This is a genomic window from Streptomyces sp. NPDC005483, from assembly GCF_040606035.1.
Classification (GTDB): domain Bacteria; phylum Actinomycetota; class Actinomycetes; order Streptomycetales; family Streptomycetaceae; genus Streptomyces.
This window is the reverse complement of record NZ_JBEXEA010000030.1, coordinates 58,154-74,816: the sequence shown is the minus strand read 5'-3', so window position 1 is coordinate 74,816 and position 16,663 is coordinate 58,154. Positions and strand designations below refer to the sequence as shown.

Here is a 16,663-nt window from a genome sequence, read left to right as displayed (position 1 = left end):
TCTCAGCGGCCGCCAGATCCCAGATCAGGTGGCCTACCCGTGTTTCCAACCCACTCCCGACTCCATAAGGAGCAGATCCTCATGTCCAGGAACAAACGAGTTGCCTCGGCAGCTGCCGCCCACATCGGAGCGATCGCCGTGGCGGGCCTCGAGTTCGTCCTCTTGGCAGCCGCCGCGTGCACCGGAGGCTGGGTGGGCTCCAACGCGCCGGGCGTGCCCAGTGGCTGGGCCGGGGCGCTCGGAGGCGGTCTCGGTCTCGGCCTCGCCGCCGGCGTCATGCAGATCCTCGACTCCTTCAGGGCGTCGGTGCGCGCACTCACCCGCGCCAAGTCCTCCACGGCCTCCGAGCGGAACCTGGAGGAGCCGGAGGACGCACTGCCCAGCAACACCCAGGACGTCATCGACCTCCTGACCGAGGGCGCCCGGGCCGGTGCCGCCAACCAGGCCGCCTTCTACTCCGGGAAGGTCGACCCCGCTCACGCCCTGCTGGATAACGAGAACCTGTGGATGGGCGTCGACGGCACGAGCGCCATGTTCCGTCTCGCTGACGGCGCGTACGTGTACTACGAGAAGGACGAGAGCGGAAAGCACCCCATCCACCAGTACTCCTTCGTCGCCCCCGCGACCGGGGCGGTGCCGGTCCCCGTCACGTCCCTGGAGCAGGTGCGCGACCTGCTGGAGCAGCACGTCAGCCGCGAGCTGAAGGACACGCCGGTCGCGGTCTGAGCCTGCCGGCCCCCTGTGCTGTCTCGGCCTCTCGCAGGCCGGGGCGGTGCGGAGGCCCGGTAGGGCGGATCGTCCCCAGCGCACACAGCTGCGGCACCGGGACTCTTTACGGCGTAAAGAACCGCTCCGACCCCGGAGTTGATCCGTGAACCCCTCGCACGCGGCCGCCACGAGACCACTGACCCACAGTCCGCGCACTGGGTTCGTCTGCCCCGACCGGCCCTGCCAGCCGTCAACTGATCCGCCGCGCCCCAACGTGGCCAGCAGCCACCTGCGGTACGACCTCGGTCCGGTCCCACAACCCCTGTACCAGCTCCATGAGTTGAGGAGCACACCCGACCATGCCCGAAACCTGCGCCATTGAGCGCCTGGCGCTCTTCGGTAGCCTCCTCGCCGCCTTCGGCGAGATGCACCCCTTCTGCGACCACTGGGCGCAGAGAAGTGAAAGCGCCTGCTGTAAACGCCTCTACGGCCCCCAGCTCGTCTACCGCGACGGCTGCCCCGTCGAAGCCGAGGACGCGGGCCGGGCGGACGAGCCGACCATGACCGCCACCGCACGGGGCCGCCGCGCCGTCGCGCTGCACGTCGCGACGTACACCGCGATCCAGACCGGCGCGGCCGCCGCCCTCACCCGGGCGTTCGGCTATCGCGTCTCGGCCTCCGCCCTTCTGGCCGGGGCCGCCATCAACGGAGTCACCCACGCCGCGATCGACCGCGGCGCCCTCTTCCTGTGGCTCGCGAAGAAGGCGGGCAAGACCGGCTACATCGAGCACTGCCAGGCCGTCCGCCTGGACCAGGACGGCACCCCGAAGAAGGAGATCAACGGGCCCGGCACCGCGTGGATCGAACTCGATGCCGCGCTCCACCGGGTCATCGGCGTCGGCGCCGCCGCGGTCACCACGTGGCTCGCCACTCGCAAGGGCGGCCGCCGATGAAGGACCTCGATCTCAGCCTCGCTCCCGATCCGGTTGAACGCCTCGCCTCCCTGCTGCGCCTGCGCTTCGGGGAAGCCTGGATACCCGAGCGGGATGCCGACGGATGCAGCGCAGTGCTGCGCACCCAGACCGGCCGCGCCATGTGCGCCACCCCCGATCCGGCAGCGAACCGCATCGTCCTGCAAGCCTGGGTCGACTGGGACTGGGTGGCCCCGACCGCCGTGTTCACGGTCGACCTGGCAGGCCACCGCGACATCGACCACTGGCTGTCGTGCGCAGATCTCACCGAGGCCGGTCACGCCATGAAGAAGCTGATGCGGAGCCTGCTCGACCAATTCGAGTCGATCCCGCCCCTCACGGACAGCCGAGAGCCCGTCGACCTGAACGCCGCCGAGGAGCAACTCGGAAACCTCGCCGTGCAGGCGGGTGAACTGGCCCGGCAATCCAGCCAGTTCACGGCCCGGCTCATCTACCGCAAGCCCGTCGCGGACAACGCGAAGAGGCTCCTCAGGCTGGCCGGGCAGACCGCCCGCACCGCCATCCGCGTCGATCTGCTGCGCAGCCCCATTCCCACCGACACCAGCGTCCCCCGCAACTGACGGCTCCCCGTGCCGCCCCGATCCATCCCGGATCGGGCGGTGCGGAGGACCGGCCAGACCCGGACGGCCCCCCCTGGACCGCGGACCACCTCCGCGTCCTCTTCGGCGACTGCCGCCACCTGACTTTGCGCACGAGGTGCAGCCAGCTTCGGCCGCCCGTCCTCCGTGCGCCTCCCTCGCCCTTTTTGGAGGACCGCGTGCGTTCCCAGAGAGAGTTCGTGCTCGCCCCGCTCTCCTTGCCCGACGGCCCGTTCCTGATCGCGCTGATCGGCGCCGCCGGCAGCGGCAAGAGCCGCGTCGCACGGGCGTTCCCGGCCTCCTGGCGGCTCGAACTGGACAACTTCCGCTGGCAGGCCACCGGGTCGCCTGGCGACCAGACCGCGACTCCGATCGCGAGTGTCGTGTTCCGTGAATTCCTGGACGCCCGCCTCACCCGAAAGTTGCCTGTCCTGGCGGACAGCACGAACAGTGAGCCCGACGTGCGCGCCTACCTGCTCCGGCGTGCCCGGCACTGGGGGATGACCACCGTCGCGATCGTCTTCCGCGTCCCGGTGGAGGAATGCCTAGCCCGGCAGGAGAGGCGCACGAAGGCCAAGCAGGTGCCGCCCGACGCCGTCACCCGTCAGGCGTCCGGCGTCCCCACCCCCGAGCAGCTGATCGACGAGGGCTTCGAGTACGCGACCTACGCCGACGAACTCGACCTGCTCGGCCTGCTGCTGCGCCGAGCGGCCAACGCCGATCCCGACCCGCTCGCCGACGTACGGCGCACCTTCGGCGAGGACCTGGCCGCCGTGTTCGCCTGGCACAACGAGTGTGAACGCGGCTTCGCCACCGGCACCTTCGCCGTGGCCGACCGCGAGATCACGGTGCGCTGGATGGACGACGGTGACCCGTACGACCACCACTGGCAGGCTCGCCTCAGGGAGGTCTGCACCTACGGCTGCCCGGGCCCGCTGTGGGTCAAGGTCAGCCATGCGGCGGACTTGCAGAGCGTCTACCTCGGCGGCACGCCCGACGAGCCGTGGTGCGACGGCCGCCACAGCCACGGCCTGGCCGGAGCCGACCGGGAGCGGTGATGGTCGTCGTACTGGCTGCTCGCATCGGGCTGATGGGCGCTCTGCTCGGCTCGGTCCTCCCCGTCCTCATCCCGTGGCACACCGCCCGCAAGGACAAATTGCGCACCACGGCGGCCCGGTTCGCGCACCGGCTCGCCGTGCACCGCGGGAACCTCTACGCCCGCTGGGAGCTCGCCCGGCACGAGAACCCGAGCCCCGCGGAGATGTCGTCCGCGAACTGCGTCAGCGACAGTTCCCGCAGCGACATGACGCTCGCCCTGTACGAGCTGCGCGTCCTGACCCGCGACACAGCCCTACTGCGGCTGGCCGGGAAGGCCATCGCTGCGACGTACGCCGTGAAACCGCGCGGCGAGGACCTGGCGACGGTCAGCTCGGCCGAGAAGGACGCCCGACACGATCGCGGTGTCGCCACCGACCACGCCTTCCTGGCAGCGGCCGCCGCCATCTGAACCTCTCGTCTTTACGCCGTAAAGACGAGACGGCACCCGGACCGGCGAGATGCATCCGCCGCGCCGCACCGGACACCAACTGGCCACCCCTGAACGGCACATGCGCGGGGCGCACCCTCTGGCCTGCAAGCACTTGGGCGCGCCCCGCTCCCCCAACGAAGGAGGTCACACGAGATGACCACAGCGCACACCAACACCGCAACCACCCACCCCGGACAGGTCGCTGTCACCTCCAGCGCGCCCGGGTGCAAGACGTGCGGCGGCCGCCGAGCCCGGCGCCTCGACTCCTACGGCGGAGGCCAGTCGCGCTCCGCCGCCGCCGCCAATATGGCCGCCATACGCCTCGGGAACGGCGCCCACGTCCACTTCTCCCTCACCGACGACGCGTTCGTCGTCGTCCGCGCCATCGACTCGGACGAGGTGACCGAGTGATCGCCGAAGCCATCACCGTCACTCTCCCCGCTGCGGGCTGGGCCCTGACCGCCGGACTCCTGGGCCGTAAGCTGCGCGCCGCGCGCCGCGACCCGGTCAGCCGCCTGTGGACCAGGCAGCCGTGGATGCGCCGCGCCGACCAGCTGATCCGCCGCCGCCAGGCCAGCCACCTGCTCATGCTCGACCTGGACGGCTTCAAGCCGGTCAACGACACCTTCGGCCACCCCGCCGGTGACGCCGTCCTGCGGGCCGTCGGCGCACGCCTGGAACAGTTCACTGCCGAACACGGCGGACCGCACACCGAGTGCGCGCGCCTCGGCGGAGACGAGTTCGTCGCCACCATCACCCTCAACGACCACGATGTGGAGGTATTTACCGCGGACCTGGCGCACGAGCTCGCACAACCCGTGCCGTGGCCCGACGGCCCCCTCGCCGTCACCGCCTCCATCGGCATCGTCGCGATCGCCGACCTGGAGCAGCCGTCCGCATCCACCGCGCTGAAGCGCGCGGACGAGGCCATGTACGCCGTCAAGAAGTCCCGAGGCGGGCAAGGCCATCGCGCCCCGCGCCGAAGCACCAACACGGACCCCGGCGCCGAAGCGAGCCTTCAGCCGACGCACGGAGGCAAGCCGATGGCCGCAGCGGACGACGCCGTGGTCCTGGAGGGCTTCCTCGACGAGGAGACGCTGCCCGGCACACGGGATGACACCGCCCGCTTCCGCATCCATCTGGCTGCCGACGAGGACCGCGTCGACGAGGCCGTGCTGCCCTGCGTCGTGGAGAACCCGGCCCTGGCCGCCTACGTCCTGACCGAACGCGAGCGGGGAGACCTGCTCCGCGTCTCCGGCCACCTCCGCCTCCCCCAGACCCCGGACGGCGCCATGTGGCTGGACGTCCACGCGATCGACGTCCTCCACCCCACCCTTCTCACCGACCCCACCGACGAAGAGGTCACACCGTTCGTCGAGCGCTACGCCTCCTACGTGACCCTCTACGACCCCGACGGCCTCACCCACGTGTGGCACGAGAGCGGCGAAGAGGTCGGCGTGACCGACGACCCGTCGGAGATCAGCGACCTGATCCACGCCTACGAACGCCCCGCTGCCTCCGGCGAGACAGGAGGCCCCGCGTGATCCACATCGCGTACGCCTGCGCCCTCTACCCGATCGCCGGCTACCAGCTCACCGCGGCCGCCTTACGCGCCGCCCTCACCGCAGCCGTCGGCGACAAGCGCGCCCAGGACCAAGACCCCCTCGCCCAGGAGAAGGAGCGCCCCGATGAAGACTCCTGAGCTCACCCTCAGCGGCGCGCTCGCCGAACCCGCCGTCCTCCACGGAGACGAAGCCCGATTCCGGCTCCTGCTCGCACCCGACGGCGACGACGGCCACGACGGCCACGAGCTCACCCCGCCGGAACACGACGTCCGCGAAGCCGTCCTCCCCTGCTATCTGTCCGACCCCGTCGGCGCACCGGAGGTCGCCGCGCTCTCGCCCGGAGCCCCACTCAAGGTCACCGGCTACCTCGCGCTGCCCGACCAGCCGACCACGCCCCTGCACCTGGTCGTGCTCACCGTCCAGCGCGAGGACCCGGAGCACGAGGCGTTCGCCACCCCCGCGCCCTCGCAGCGCCCGGCCCTGCGCCTCGTCCCCACCAGCGGAACGACCACCCACTGAACCCCCGTACCCCGCGTGGGCAGGCCCGCTGCGGCCTGCCCGCGCCCCTGTGACTGAAGGACGTCCTGATGGCTATACCGTCCGGCCCCGCCACTCCGCCGGCCCTCACCGCAGCCCAGGCCCTCGCCCTCGACCTCATGGCCGACGGCCTCTCCGCCGGCGACATCCGGCTGCGCACCGAGATCGCGCCCATCGACCTCTACCGCCTCGCCGCCCTGCACAACGTTCCGGCTCCACACGGCACGGTCGAAGGCTTCGGCTGTCACTGGGCCCGCCACGAGGCATCCTGCACGCAGTGCGCCCCCTTCGAGGCCCGCTTCGACGCCCAAGAGCGGGCCCGGCAGCGGATCGCCGACGCCGAGCGAACCCTCCACCCGCAGCACGGAGGCCGCCGCCGCCGAAACACTCCCGCCCGCGCATAACCCCCTGTCGGCCCGGGGCGGCCGTCGACCTCCGAGCCCGGCCGCCCCGGATGCCCTCCCCCCATCCCGCCCGCATGACCGGGCGCAGAGCCAATCGGCTCAAGTGCCTGCTTCTGAACCCCTCTACCGGGAGGAACCATGAACAAGAACCACTGCACCAATGACGTCGTGGCCCTCGACGCGGACAGCTACGCCCCGGTCGATCACCCCGGCGTGACCGTGCCCGAGGATCGGCGCTGCTGGTCGGTGAGCTGGCCGGGATACGCACCGGTGACGATCACGCCGCCCGAGCTGAGGCCACTGGCGCTGACCCGGCACGTGCCCGGCTGGGCCGAGCCGCACGCCACGCCGGACATGGTGCCCGACTGGGAGCAGCGCCAGGCCGACGCCCTGGTGCACTTCGAGCTCGATGAGCAGCGGAGGCCGCTGCACCCGCACGGTCGCACCGGTCGCGCCGGCCGACACCTCGGCCGATGGGGCGAAAACCAAGCCGCCGACCCGATCGTGGTCGCCGGGACGACCAATGCGCAGCGATGGGTGCTGCTGATCACTCGCGACGACATCGGGGTGGAGGCCATCCCGGGCGGCATGGTCGACCCGGGCGAGACGGCCCCGGCCGCCCTGGTGCGCGAGCTGCGCGAGGAAACCGGTATCGACCTCACCGACCAGCAACCCACCATCCTCGGCCGCCAGGTCGTCGACGACTGGCGCACGACCGACCACGCCTGGGTTGCGTCCACCAGCGCGCTCTTCCAGCTGCCTGGACAGGTCACCGCAACGGCCGGTGACGACGCAGCGGACGTGAACTGGTTCCCGTTCGGCTCCCTCGACCAGCTCGAGGCAGCGGTCGCCGCAGCCGGACGCACCCTCTACGCCGCGCACCGCCCGCTGCTGCAGCGCGCCCTCGAATATCTCAACCAGCAGTCATAGCCCCCGGCCACCGAACCCGCCACATGGCGCCTCGCGGAGGCCGCCTACGCCCCTCCTACCTCAGGCACACCCTCAACACCGAGACCACCAAGGCCCCTAGCCGCGCAGGAGAACAGCCCCATGGGTGACAACACTGGCATCGAATGGACGGACGCCACCTTCAACCCCTGGTGGGGATGCTCACGGATCTCACCCGCCTGCCGAAACTGCTACGCGGCCGACACTGCCCGGCGCTGGGGGCACGACGTGTTCCACCTCCGTGGCGAGCGCCGGATGCTCTCCGACGCATACTGGCGCACACCCCTCAAGTGGAACCGGACGGCGCAACAGACAGGCACCCCCACACGCGTCTTCTGCGCGTCCATGGCCGACGTATTCGAGGACCACCCCCAGGTCACCGAAGCACGCGCCAGGCTCTGGCACCTCATCGAGCAGACCCCCTGGCTACGCTGGCAGCTTCTGACGAAGCGGCCGGAGAACATCGCCGCCATGGCACCGTGGGGCGATGCATGGCCGGACCACGTGTGGATCGGCGCCAGCGTGGAAAACCAGCGCTACGCCGAAGAGCGAATCCCCGCCCTCCTCAAGATCAACGCGCCCATCCGGTTCCTCTCCTGCGAGCCACTCGTGGAGCAGATCGATCTGCAGCCCTACCTGGCCGACGTCACCACCGGCGCAGGCATCCACTGGGTCATCGTCGGCGGCGAATCCGGTGCGAAGGCCCGACCGATGAACCCGGCCGGGGCCCGCGTCCTCCGGGATCAGTGCGAAGCGGCGGGCACGGCCTACTTCTTCAAGCAATGGGGAGAGTGGGCACCGTCCGGCCGTATCGCCATCGGCGGGAACCAGCGCGGCCACGCCCTGGTGGGCGATCCGGTGGACGAGCTCGGCCATCGTGTCGAGATGGTCCGCGTCGGCAAGAAGAAGGCCGGACGCCGCCTGGATGGTCGACTGCACGACGCCGTACCGCCTCTCAGCACTGCCAGGGCGACAGGGCCCGAAGCCTGACTCCCCTGCGGTCTTTACGCCGTAAAGACCGCAGCCCTTCGCCCTCTTCACGTGACCTCCTGCGGAGGCACCGTTGATACCCACCCCGGAGATCTGCCGGATCATCGTCAGCCGAGTTTCAGCCGGATCGCCGCCCGACCCAGTGAGGTCGACGAACCACCGTCTCCCTGACCCTCCCTGAGGCGGGAGCGAAGGAAGCACGGAAATCGGTATGCGCAGGTTGTGACGATGGTCCTAGCCTTGGTGCGGGCGTTCCGAGTCGGGGACGCCCGTTTGAATGCACAGTGAGGATCCGCGCGTGATCTCGATCTACCTGTCCCCGAGCAACCCCCGCTGGACCCCGAAGACCGAGACCGACCTCCAGGCCGCGATCACCGGCGGTCTCATCGAGGAGAAGCACTACTTCGACGCCAAGGAACAGCTCGCCACGAAGGGCGACAACAAGGAGTTGGCGCGCGACCTGTCATCCTTCGCCATCGACGGCGGCACGATGATCGTCGGGCTCGCAGAGGACAAGCAGAACAGCACCTTCAGCCTCGCCCCGCAGCCCCTGCAGGGGCTGCCGGAGAAGGTCGAGCAGGTCGCCCACTCCATCCCCGACCCTCCCCTGGTGATCCTCACCGACCCCATCAAGTCGGAGGCTGATCCCGCCAAGGGATACCTCGTCATCCACATCCCGGCCAGCCCGCTCGCCCCGCACATGGTCGACGGGCGCTACTTCGGGCGCGGCGACAAGACCAAGCGGATCCTCCTGGACTCCGAAGTCGTCCGGCTTCACGAACGACGCCGGAATGCTGAACAGGATGCACTCGCCCTGCTCAAGCAGGAGATCGACAACGACCCGATGCACGACGTCGGGAAGCAGTCCCACATGTTCCTCGTCGCCCAGCCTCTCGCTGCCCCGCGGGACATGCTCCTGGACCTCACCGGGGGACCGAAGTGGAACATGCAACTCGCCGAGTTCATCAACAAGGCCTACACCTCCGAGATCAACGCCCGTCTGGAGGGCCTTGAGGTCAGGCCGAAGCTCATCGATGCGGGCAATGGCTACCGACGCAGCGGAGGGGCGGCCCGGGCCAGCAACAACCTCGGCGAGGGCCGCATCTTCACCAGGAACCCGGGCAGCTACCACGACGAAAACGCGATCGAACTGCAGGTTTTCGAGGACGGAGGCCTCCGGCTCTTCTCTAGCCGCCTCTCCGAGCGGCTCCACGAGGAGACCGAGGACCACTTCATCTACGATCCCGCTGTGGTGGGCAACACCCGCCGCTTCCTCGCACTCGTGCGCCAGGCTGCAGCAGACGCCGGCTACATGGGCAACTGGGCCCTCGCCCTGGGCGTCACCAGGCTCCGCGGCCGCGGCCCCTACACCAGCGTCCCGCAGAACTTCCGGGGGACCTCCGTGATGCGAAACCGCTACGACCGGGACACCTACGAACAGGCCACGGAGACCACCTGGGCCGAACTCAACGAGACTCCCGGAGCGGTCACCCGCCGCCTCGTCGGCTCCTTCCTGCGAACCCTCGCAGCCGAGGAGTACTTCGACACCGAGCTGAGCGACGACTGACGCGAACCCATGAGGCCCCTCAACCGCCCCCTCGGGCGACTGAGGGGCCTTTCGTTAGTTCCGAGACGGAGCCTCCACGACCAACAGCACGGGCCAGATCTGGACGGAACTCGCCGACTGCTTCCCCGGCCCACTGGTTCTCTTCGAGCACTGGCCCGCGGGCAACCGCGACGACCACGACAGCCTCGACCAGGTCGCGATGGAAGGCCAGCTGCCGACCTGGCGCCGCCTCTGGCTCACCGCCCCGGCCAACCCAGACCGTGACCTCCGCATGGCGTCGATGCAGGCGTACGGACACGACCTGCTTGCCGCATCCAATCCAGCCGTGTGAGCGGCACGAGCAGCAACGCCCCGCCTTCGCCCACTCAACCCTGGAGCGGCTGTGGGCCCCGCCCTTCTCTGCCCCTTCTGCATCGGCACCCGCTCCGGTTCTTCTTACGCGCTACTCGTGGACCAGTCCGATCCCCTCCGTCTTTACGGCGTAAAGACTTCCGAGCCGTCGCGCCGGGGGAGCAGACGGACAGGACACACACATGCAGACAGCCCGGGCCGAACAAGGCCACGGCCGTACCCACCGACAACCTGCCTTCAGGGAGGCGGCAATGCTCGACAGCACCGACTACATCGAACCCGGCGACCGCCCCGCCGCCTGGATGGCCCTGGCCCGCGAGTACGCCGCACGGAACTGGCCCCGACGTGACATCGCCGACGCCCTGTGCGTCGACGAACCCACCCTCGACCGGTTGTTGTCCGCTGGAGGAGCGGCGCAGCACGAAGCCACTACACCCGTCCCGTGACCAGCTCAGCAGCCCGTACCTGGCGGCCGGACGGGCCAGGCTCGTTCCAGGCCCCCGCCGGCGTGCGCGCCGTACGGGACCGTGAGGGACGCCTCTGGACCCGCGGCCCAACGCGCTGGACATGCACCGGCTCGAACTGGATTCGGTGGCGTGTCCTCATCGCAGAACACGGGCCGGTCACTGAGGCGCCCGCTCCGTGATGCAGACAGGCGGACCACCAGAGCCAGCCGACTCCGCCCTCCCGCCTCAACCCGTTGCGCCCGCCAACCTCGACGCCCATCAGGGACGTCGGCACAGCGGCCGCGCTCAGGCAACGAACCCTTCGCGAACAGCCACCGTACGAACGGACATCCATGGAATCCCTTGAACAGACCCCCACCGCGGCCCCTGAGATACGGCGATCCGCGGTCATCTCGGATTGCGGCCAGTACCGCTATCTCCTGGCGCGGCAATGGGAGAACACCGGCCCCACCGCCGTGTTCGTGCTGCTGAACCCCAGTACCGCTGACGGGACCAGCGACGATCCCACCAGCCGTCACTGCATCCGCTATGCCAGGAGCTGGGGATGCGGCGCCCTGCTCATCGTCAACCTGTACGCCTGGCGCGCGACCAAGCCGAGCGAATTACGAACGGTCGACGATCCGGTGGGTCCCGAGAACGATGACTTCCTGTACGCCGCGGCCGCCGCCGCAGAGAACTCCGGCGGCCCGCTCGTCGGTGGATGGGGCACCCACGCCCGCCCCGACCGCATCGCCGCAGTGCTCGCGCTGCCCCGCATGCGCCGACTCGGCGCCCTCGCGGTCACCCGACTGGGACAGCCCCACCATCCGCTCCGGTTGAGCAAGAACCTGAGGCCCGCCCATTGGACGCCGCCGAGCGAGCTGGGCCCAGTCACGACACCGCATGACGAGAGCAGCCCAACGCTCGCCGTAGTCATCGCACGTCCCGGCCTTCCCGACATTCGGCTGGGTCCATTCGCGTACCCGCACCAGGCGCTCTCGTTCGCCTGCAGCCTGCGCCTCCAGATGCACAACACCCAGCATGTGGACGGCTCTACCGTGACCGTTCAGCCGTACCGGCCGCACCTCACCTACCAGGATCCGTACGTCCCGACGGACCCCGTCCAGATCGCCGGCATGCTGGACGCACAGGAACAAAGCGGGGTGATGGGGCACGACTTCCCCGACCTCTGGTCGCGACTCAACGCGCAAGAGGGGTACGACCGGGCCAGCACCATCTGGCGCGGTGCCTGCGCAACGTACGACGCTATGAACGGCGTGGACGGCTTCGAGTGAGAGCCCACCACGCGTCCTGCCCGCCAACCCTCGCCCTCAGGCCGGCATGCGCCACGAAGAGCCCCGCACCCTGGACAGCCTCCAGGGTGCGGGGCTCTTCGTGTTTCACGGCTGATCTTTACGGCGTAAAGAGGCTGCTGGACCTGGCCGCGAGCGGGAGCCTCCTCCACAGCGTTCGCCTCGCAGCACGCGGGGCCCCTTGCGGGTGCAGCTCCTTCGGTGCCGGCTAGCGCTCAACGGGAGGATGCCGATTGGCGAGTTGACGCGATGGGCAGGGTCGCGGTGGCGGATGCCGGGCCCGCCACCACCTCGGCCGAGCCCCTCTTTACGGCGTAAAGACCGGGGGAGTGCGAGCCAGGGGCCGCTCGCCTCGTTAAGCTCCAGCCCGAGAACCCCATCGAGTAACTCCAGGAGCGTGAATGGCCGGGGCGCAAAACGAGCTGTCCGTAGCGGCGCGACGGAAGGCGCGAGAAGCGGCGCGGCTTGCCGAGGAAGAGCGGCAGCGGCGTGCATCTGAGCAAGGGAATGCAGGCAACGGTTTCGAAGTCGCGATCGAAGAGCTCGCTCACAACCCCCGCAACGCGCGTGAAGAGCTTGAGGGGCTTGAAGGCCTCGCCAGCACCTACGAGTCCTTCGGCCTGCTCCAGTCGGTCGCCGCTGTCCCTGCCGACGTGTTCACCACGGCCTTCCCGGAGAACGCGGATGCGATCGGAAACGCCCGCTTCGTCGTCATCGGCGGCAACAGGCGACTCGCTGCGGCCCGGCTCGCGGGCATGGAGAAGTTGCCGGTCCTGGTGAACAGGAAGGCGACGACGCGCCAGGACATCTTGGTCGCAGCCGCCACCGAAAACCTCGCCCGTGAAGAACTCAAGCCCTTCGAGGAGCTTGCGACCATCGAGGAACTCAAGGCCGAGTTCGGGACGTACGACGCCGTTGCGAAGGTGCTCGGCAAGTCGGCTGGATGGGTGTCGCAACGACGACGGCTGCATCACGTGCAGCCCGAGATCCGCGAAGCCCTGGAACAGCGCACCGACGGCATGACGATCGAGTTGGCTCGCGACCTCGGGAAGATCAAGGACCGCGACCAACAGCTCAAGGCCTGGGAAGAAGTCAAGGCACTGACTGCGGCTCGCGATGCTGAGCCCAAGGGGCCGCAGGGGCGCACGAACGACGGCGGCGAGAAGACGACCGCCGAAGAGAAGAGCGCCGGCGAGAAGAAGGACGGCGCCAAGGGACAAGACACCAGCGGGAAGAACGCACCGAAGGGCCTCCCCAAGCAGGGTGGCACCGGGCGCGATGAACTGGACGAGGCCACCAAGGCGCGGCGAGCAGCGTGCCAGGAAGCTGTCCATGACTTCAGTGAGGATGCATCCCGGCTCCACATCATCGCCCTGCAGACCTCAATCGACCCGGATGAAGCTGTCGCGCTCGCGTCTCAGTGGCTCAGTGAAGCGGGCGTCGGTGCCTCATCTCTGAGCCTGCCGGCGCTTCCCGGTGATGAGGGCAAGGGACGACAGGCGAGGGCCGCACTCGCACTCTCACTCGCGCGCTGCGAGATCCACATGGCGCGTAACGGCGGCAACGACGCCGCACACGCCAACGCGTACTTGGACTGGCTGGGCACGCATTCCGACTACCAGCCGGCCGACGACGCCGAGCCCGCCCTCACTGCGTAACGACGGAGACTCTTCGTGACCACAGATACTCACCTCCCGGAGGACACGGGACTGGAGACCCGCGTGCTCGTGTGCACCAACGGCTCCGCAGGATCCGGGAAGTCGACGACCGCTGCCGCTCTGGCCTACGCCGCAGCGAAGAAGAAGAAGCGTGTCTGCGTCATCGGACTCGACAAACAGCGGGACATTTCTCGGTTGCTCGGGTACGACGACCCGGACGGAGATGAGGATCTCCCCACCCTGTACGACGTGGTGGACAAGATCTGCTCACTCGCCGAGGCGGTCCTACCAGCCAAGGACAGCAAGACCAAGGAAGTGATCCCGAATCTGTGGGTCGTCCTTGAGTCGAAGAAGCTCGATGAACTGGAGTTCAAGCTCGCGGCGGAGACCGCCCGGGAACTCTGGATGTACCGACTCATCGGGGAACTCCGAGGGCGCTTCGACGTCATCATCTTCGACTGCCCCGGTGACGTGAAGCTCGCGACGATAGGAGCGATCATCGCCGGTGGCGAAGTCGTCGGCTGTACCAAGTCCCAGGAGAAGGAGGCCCGGGGCCTCACGGAACTCGAAGACAAGATCGTCGACGTGGCTAAGTCGTACGGCCACACCGGCATGCCCACGGGCATCGACTGGGTGGTCATCAGTGAAGGCGTCGATCACAAGTCGCAAGGCAAGGTCTACAAAGACATGGAGGACCAGCTCCGGGAGGCGTACGGCGACATCGTTCTGGAAACGGTCGGAGACGATGTCAAGGTCCCCGAGGCATACACGGCCGGGCAGCCCGTGACGCTCTACGCTCCGGACTGCCGGGCCGCCAAGGCCTTCACGAAGATCGGTCGGCAGATGAAGCTGTACCGATGAGTTCTTTACGCCGTAAAGACCACCACCCGACCCCCGGAGCCCTTGCCGGGGGTCGCGTGTTTACGGCGTAAAGCAGCAGCCGGGCTGCGAGAGGAGCACCCAAGCGATCACTTTTCGCTGACGATCCTCAACGGTCAGCCGCCGGAACCCAACAACCTGCCACACATCGTGGGAGTGTGAGAGCTGCTCAGTTGCGAGGCGTAGATAGGGAGTGGGACGTGGCTGCGGGGAATGGTGTGATACCCCAGCTGACCCGAGCGCATCGGGTCCTCATCGGTGTGGTGGTCGCAGGAGCTGTGATCATCGCCGGGATCGGCTTCGCCGGTTCCTATGCGGCGGTCCGTGAGCTGGCGATCCAAAAGGGCTTCGGGACCTTCGCGAACGTCTTCCCGATCGGCATCGACGCCGGCATTTGCGTCCTTCTGGCCCTGGACCTCCTCCTAACCTGGATCCGCATTCCCTTCCCGCTGCTCCGGCAGACGGCCTGGCTCCTTACGGCGGCCACCATCGCCTTCAACGGCGCAGCGGCCTGGCCCGACCCGCTGGGCGTCGGCATGCACGCGGTCATCCCGGTCCTCTTCGTCGTCGCGGTAGAGGCCGCCCGCCACGCGATCGGCCGGATCGCTGACATCACCGCCGACAAACACATGGAAGGAGTCCGCCTCACCCGCTGGCTCCTCTCACCGATCCCCACGTTCCTCCTGTGGCGCCGCATGAAGCTGTGGGAGCTCCGCTCCTACGAGCAGGTCATCCGGCTCGAACAGGAACGCCTCGTCTACGAAACCAGCCTCCGCTCCCGCTTCGGCCGCGGCTGGCGACGCAAGGCCCCGGTCGAGTCGCTGATGCCGCTCCGTCTGGCTCGCTACGGCGTCCCCCTCGCCGAGACGGCCCCCGCCGGCCTGGCCGCCGCAGGCATCGACGAGCCGCCGATCGCGTTCACCTTCACCGCTGACCGGACGCCGGCCGCCCCGATCCACGGACAGGAGCCCGAACTTGAGGCCGCAGCAGCCGCGGAGCAGCGCAGTAGGGGAGCAGTACACCCCGAACTCGTGACCTCACCCGCGGAGCCGGACCGCTCCCTCGTGCGGGACCAGGCGGGCGCCGAGACGGCAGAGGGTCTCGCCGAGGCCTACCAGGCATGGATCGCGAACTTCCAGACCGAGCCTACGGCCGCCCAGTTCGCGCACTGGCTCCAAGATCACGGCATCACCACCGCGGCCGGCAACCCCCTCACCGACGAACAACTGCAGCCCCTGCTCCGGCTCCTCAAGCAGCGCTACGGGCCACTGCCCGCGGCTGAGCCTGTCGACGCACCGCAGGCAGACAACGAGCTGTCCTGGCACGACTACTTCTACAACGCCTGGAACACGTACGCCCAGGACCACGGGTCATACCCTGACGCCGCCGCCCTTGCCGCATACGTCTACGAACGGGACCACAACACCGGCCCAGGCGAACGCCCTATCACGGGCGAAGACCTGGAGGAGTTCGTCACAGCGTTCCAGCAGCGAGAGTTCCCCGAAGAGGGCTCGTCCACCAGGGAGCCGGCCGGGGTACCTCAGCCGCGTGAAGAAGACCCGGACGGCATTGCCGCCAGCGTGGGCGCCCGCGCAGCCCAGGACACCCGGGGTCCCCGCGTGAGCGCTCAGATCAGCGACGCGCCGACCGAGGACGCGGATGCGCCGGCTACCGAGGCCGCCGAACTCACGACGGTCGATCGCTACTACCTCGCGTGGTCGGAGTTCCAGACGCACAGCGGCGGGGAACTGCAGTCCTCGACCCGGGAGGCCGAGCAGCTGTCGCTCTTCCTTGCGACGAAGGGGATGCACGGTCGCGGCGGGAAGCCGGTCAGCCCTTCCAATCTGCGCCGCTACCTGCTGCCGTTCCGGATCTACAACCTCTGGGCCGAGCACCGTCTGCGCAACGACCCCCCGTCGCTGGATGCCATTGCGCAGGAGTGCGCTGCCCTCGGGATCACTGCGCAGCACAACAAGCCCATCACCACCGTCTACCTCGCCGACCAGGTTGAGGACTTCGAGCGGCGCTGGCAGGCACTCACCCACCACCACGCGCAGGCCCGACCATGAAGCCTCTGCCCGGCACCTGCGCAATGACCTACGATGGCCCGGCTCGCATGCTGCGCAATCGCAGAAAGTGCCAGGTCAGCAGGTCATTGCGCAGGTTTTGATCATTGCGCAGCCCAGACCTCGGCCAACC

Annotated in this window: 18 protein-coding genes; all 18 read left to right on the top strand. The window is 68.8% G+C overall.

From position 1 onward, the window contains the following. Positions 1 to 81 precede the first annotated feature (81 nt). The 18 genes from ABZT06_RS39090 to ABZT06_RS39005 all read left to right on the top strand — a co-directional run bounded on the left by ABZT06_RS39090 (position 82) and on the right by ABZT06_RS39005 (position 16,533). Complete coding sequence (locus ABZT06_RS39090) at positions 82 to 726, top strand: hypothetical protein (RefSeq protein ID WP_355752210.1); 645 nt, start codon at positions 82 to 84, stop codon at positions 724 to 726. A gap of 341 nt (positions 727 to 1,067) precedes the next feature. Beyond that, entirely contained in the window at positions 1,068 to 1,661 is a 594-nt protein-coding gene (locus ABZT06_RS39085) for a hypothetical protein (protein ID WP_355752208.1), read from the top strand. Continuing rightward, entirely contained in the window at positions 1,658 to 2,260 is a 603-nt protein-coding gene (locus tag ABZT06_RS39080; RefSeq protein ID WP_355752206.1) for a hypothetical protein, read from the top strand. Before ABZT06_RS39085 ends, ABZT06_RS39080 begins: the two co-directional genes overlap by 4 nt. A 197-nt stretch (positions 2,261 to 2,457) precedes the next feature. Beyond that, entirely contained in the window at positions 2,458 to 3,336 is an 879-nt protein-coding gene (locus ABZT06_RS39075; protein WP_355752204.1) for an AAA family ATPase, read from the top strand. Then, entirely contained in the window at positions 3,336 to 3,785 is a 450-nt protein-coding gene (locus tag ABZT06_RS39070) for a hypothetical protein (protein WP_355752202.1), read from the top strand. Before ABZT06_RS39075 ends, ABZT06_RS39070 begins: the two co-directional genes overlap by 1 nt. Before the next feature lie 174 nt (positions 3,786 to 3,959). Beyond that, positions 3,960 to 4,217 (top strand): hypothetical protein, encoded by a 258-nt coding sequence (locus tag ABZT06_RS39065; protein ID WP_355752200.1) that lies wholly within the window; start codon positions 3,960 to 3,962, stop codon positions 4,215 to 4,217. After that, on the top strand, positions 4,214 to 5,350 hold the full coding sequence (locus ABZT06_RS39060) for a GGDEF domain-containing protein (protein WP_355752198.1): 1,137 nt from the start codon (positions 4,214 to 4,216) through the stop codon (positions 5,348 to 5,350). The genes ABZT06_RS39065 and ABZT06_RS39060 overlap by 4 nt, the downstream gene beginning before the upstream one ends. Continuing rightward, entirely contained in the window at positions 5,347 to 5,508 is a 162-nt protein-coding gene (locus ABZT06_RS39055; protein ID WP_355752196.1) for a hypothetical protein, read from the top strand. Before ABZT06_RS39060 ends, ABZT06_RS39055 begins: the two co-directional genes overlap by 4 nt. Beyond that, positions 5,495 to 5,890 (top strand): hypothetical protein, encoded by a 396-nt coding sequence (locus ABZT06_RS39050; RefSeq protein ID WP_355752194.1) that lies wholly within the window; start codon positions 5,495 to 5,497, stop codon positions 5,888 to 5,890. Before ABZT06_RS39055 ends, ABZT06_RS39050 begins: the two co-directional genes overlap by 14 nt. A gap of 68 nt (positions 5,891 to 5,958) precedes the next feature. After that, complete coding sequence (locus ABZT06_RS39045) at positions 5,959 to 6,312, top strand: hypothetical protein (protein WP_355752192.1); 354 nt, start codon at positions 5,959 to 5,961, stop codon at positions 6,310 to 6,312. 138 nt (positions 6,313 to 6,450) lie between these two features. Beyond that, on the top strand, positions 6,451 to 7,242 hold the full coding sequence (locus tag ABZT06_RS39040; protein WP_355752190.1) for an NUDIX domain-containing protein: 792 nt from the start codon (positions 6,451 to 6,453) through the stop codon (positions 7,240 to 7,242). Between the two features lie 120 nt (positions 7,243 to 7,362). Continuing rightward, positions 7,363 to 8,250 carry a phage Gp37/Gp68 family protein gene (locus ABZT06_RS39035; protein ID WP_355752188.1) on the top strand — a complete coding sequence of 296 codons (888 nt, stop codon included), beginning with the start codon at positions 7,363 to 7,365 and terminating at the stop codon, positions 8,248 to 8,250. A 298-nt stretch (positions 8,251 to 8,548) separates the two neighbouring features. Next, positions 8,549 to 9,817: a hypothetical protein gene (locus ABZT06_RS39030; RefSeq protein ID WP_355752186.1), complete on the top strand. Its 1,269-nt coding sequence runs from the start codon at positions 8,549 to 8,551 to the stop codon at positions 9,815 to 9,817. Between the two features lie 602 nt (positions 9,818 to 10,419). Then, on the top strand, positions 10,420 to 10,614 hold the full coding sequence (locus ABZT06_RS39025) for a hypothetical protein (protein ID WP_355752184.1): 195 nt from the start codon (positions 10,420 to 10,422) through the stop codon (positions 10,612 to 10,614). A 353-nt stretch (positions 10,615 to 10,967) separates the two neighbouring features. Next, positions 10,968 to 11,909, top strand: a complete 942-nt coding sequence (locus ABZT06_RS39020) for a DUF1643 domain-containing protein (protein ID WP_355752182.1) — start codon at positions 10,968 to 10,970, stop codon at positions 11,907 to 11,909. A 419-nt stretch (positions 11,910 to 12,328) separates the two neighbouring features. Further along, positions 12,329 to 13,585, top strand: a complete 1,257-nt coding sequence (locus tag ABZT06_RS39015; RefSeq protein ID WP_355752180.1) for a ParB/RepB/Spo0J family partition protein — start codon at positions 12,329 to 12,331, stop codon at positions 13,583 to 13,585. Between the two features lie 63 nt (positions 13,586 to 13,648). Further along, the gene (locus ABZT06_RS39010) at positions 13,649 to 14,446 is read left to right on the top strand and encodes a ParA family protein (RefSeq protein ID WP_355752179.1); all 798 of its coding nucleotides are present in this window, start codon (positions 13,649 to 13,651) and stop codon (positions 14,444 to 14,446) included. 218 nt (positions 14,447 to 14,664) lie between these two features. Then, positions 14,665 to 16,533, top strand: a complete 1,869-nt coding sequence (locus ABZT06_RS39005; RefSeq protein WP_355752177.1) for a DUF2637 domain-containing protein — start codon at positions 14,665 to 14,667, stop codon at positions 16,531 to 16,533. The last annotated feature ends 130 nt before the right edge of the window (positions 16,534 to 16,663 follow it).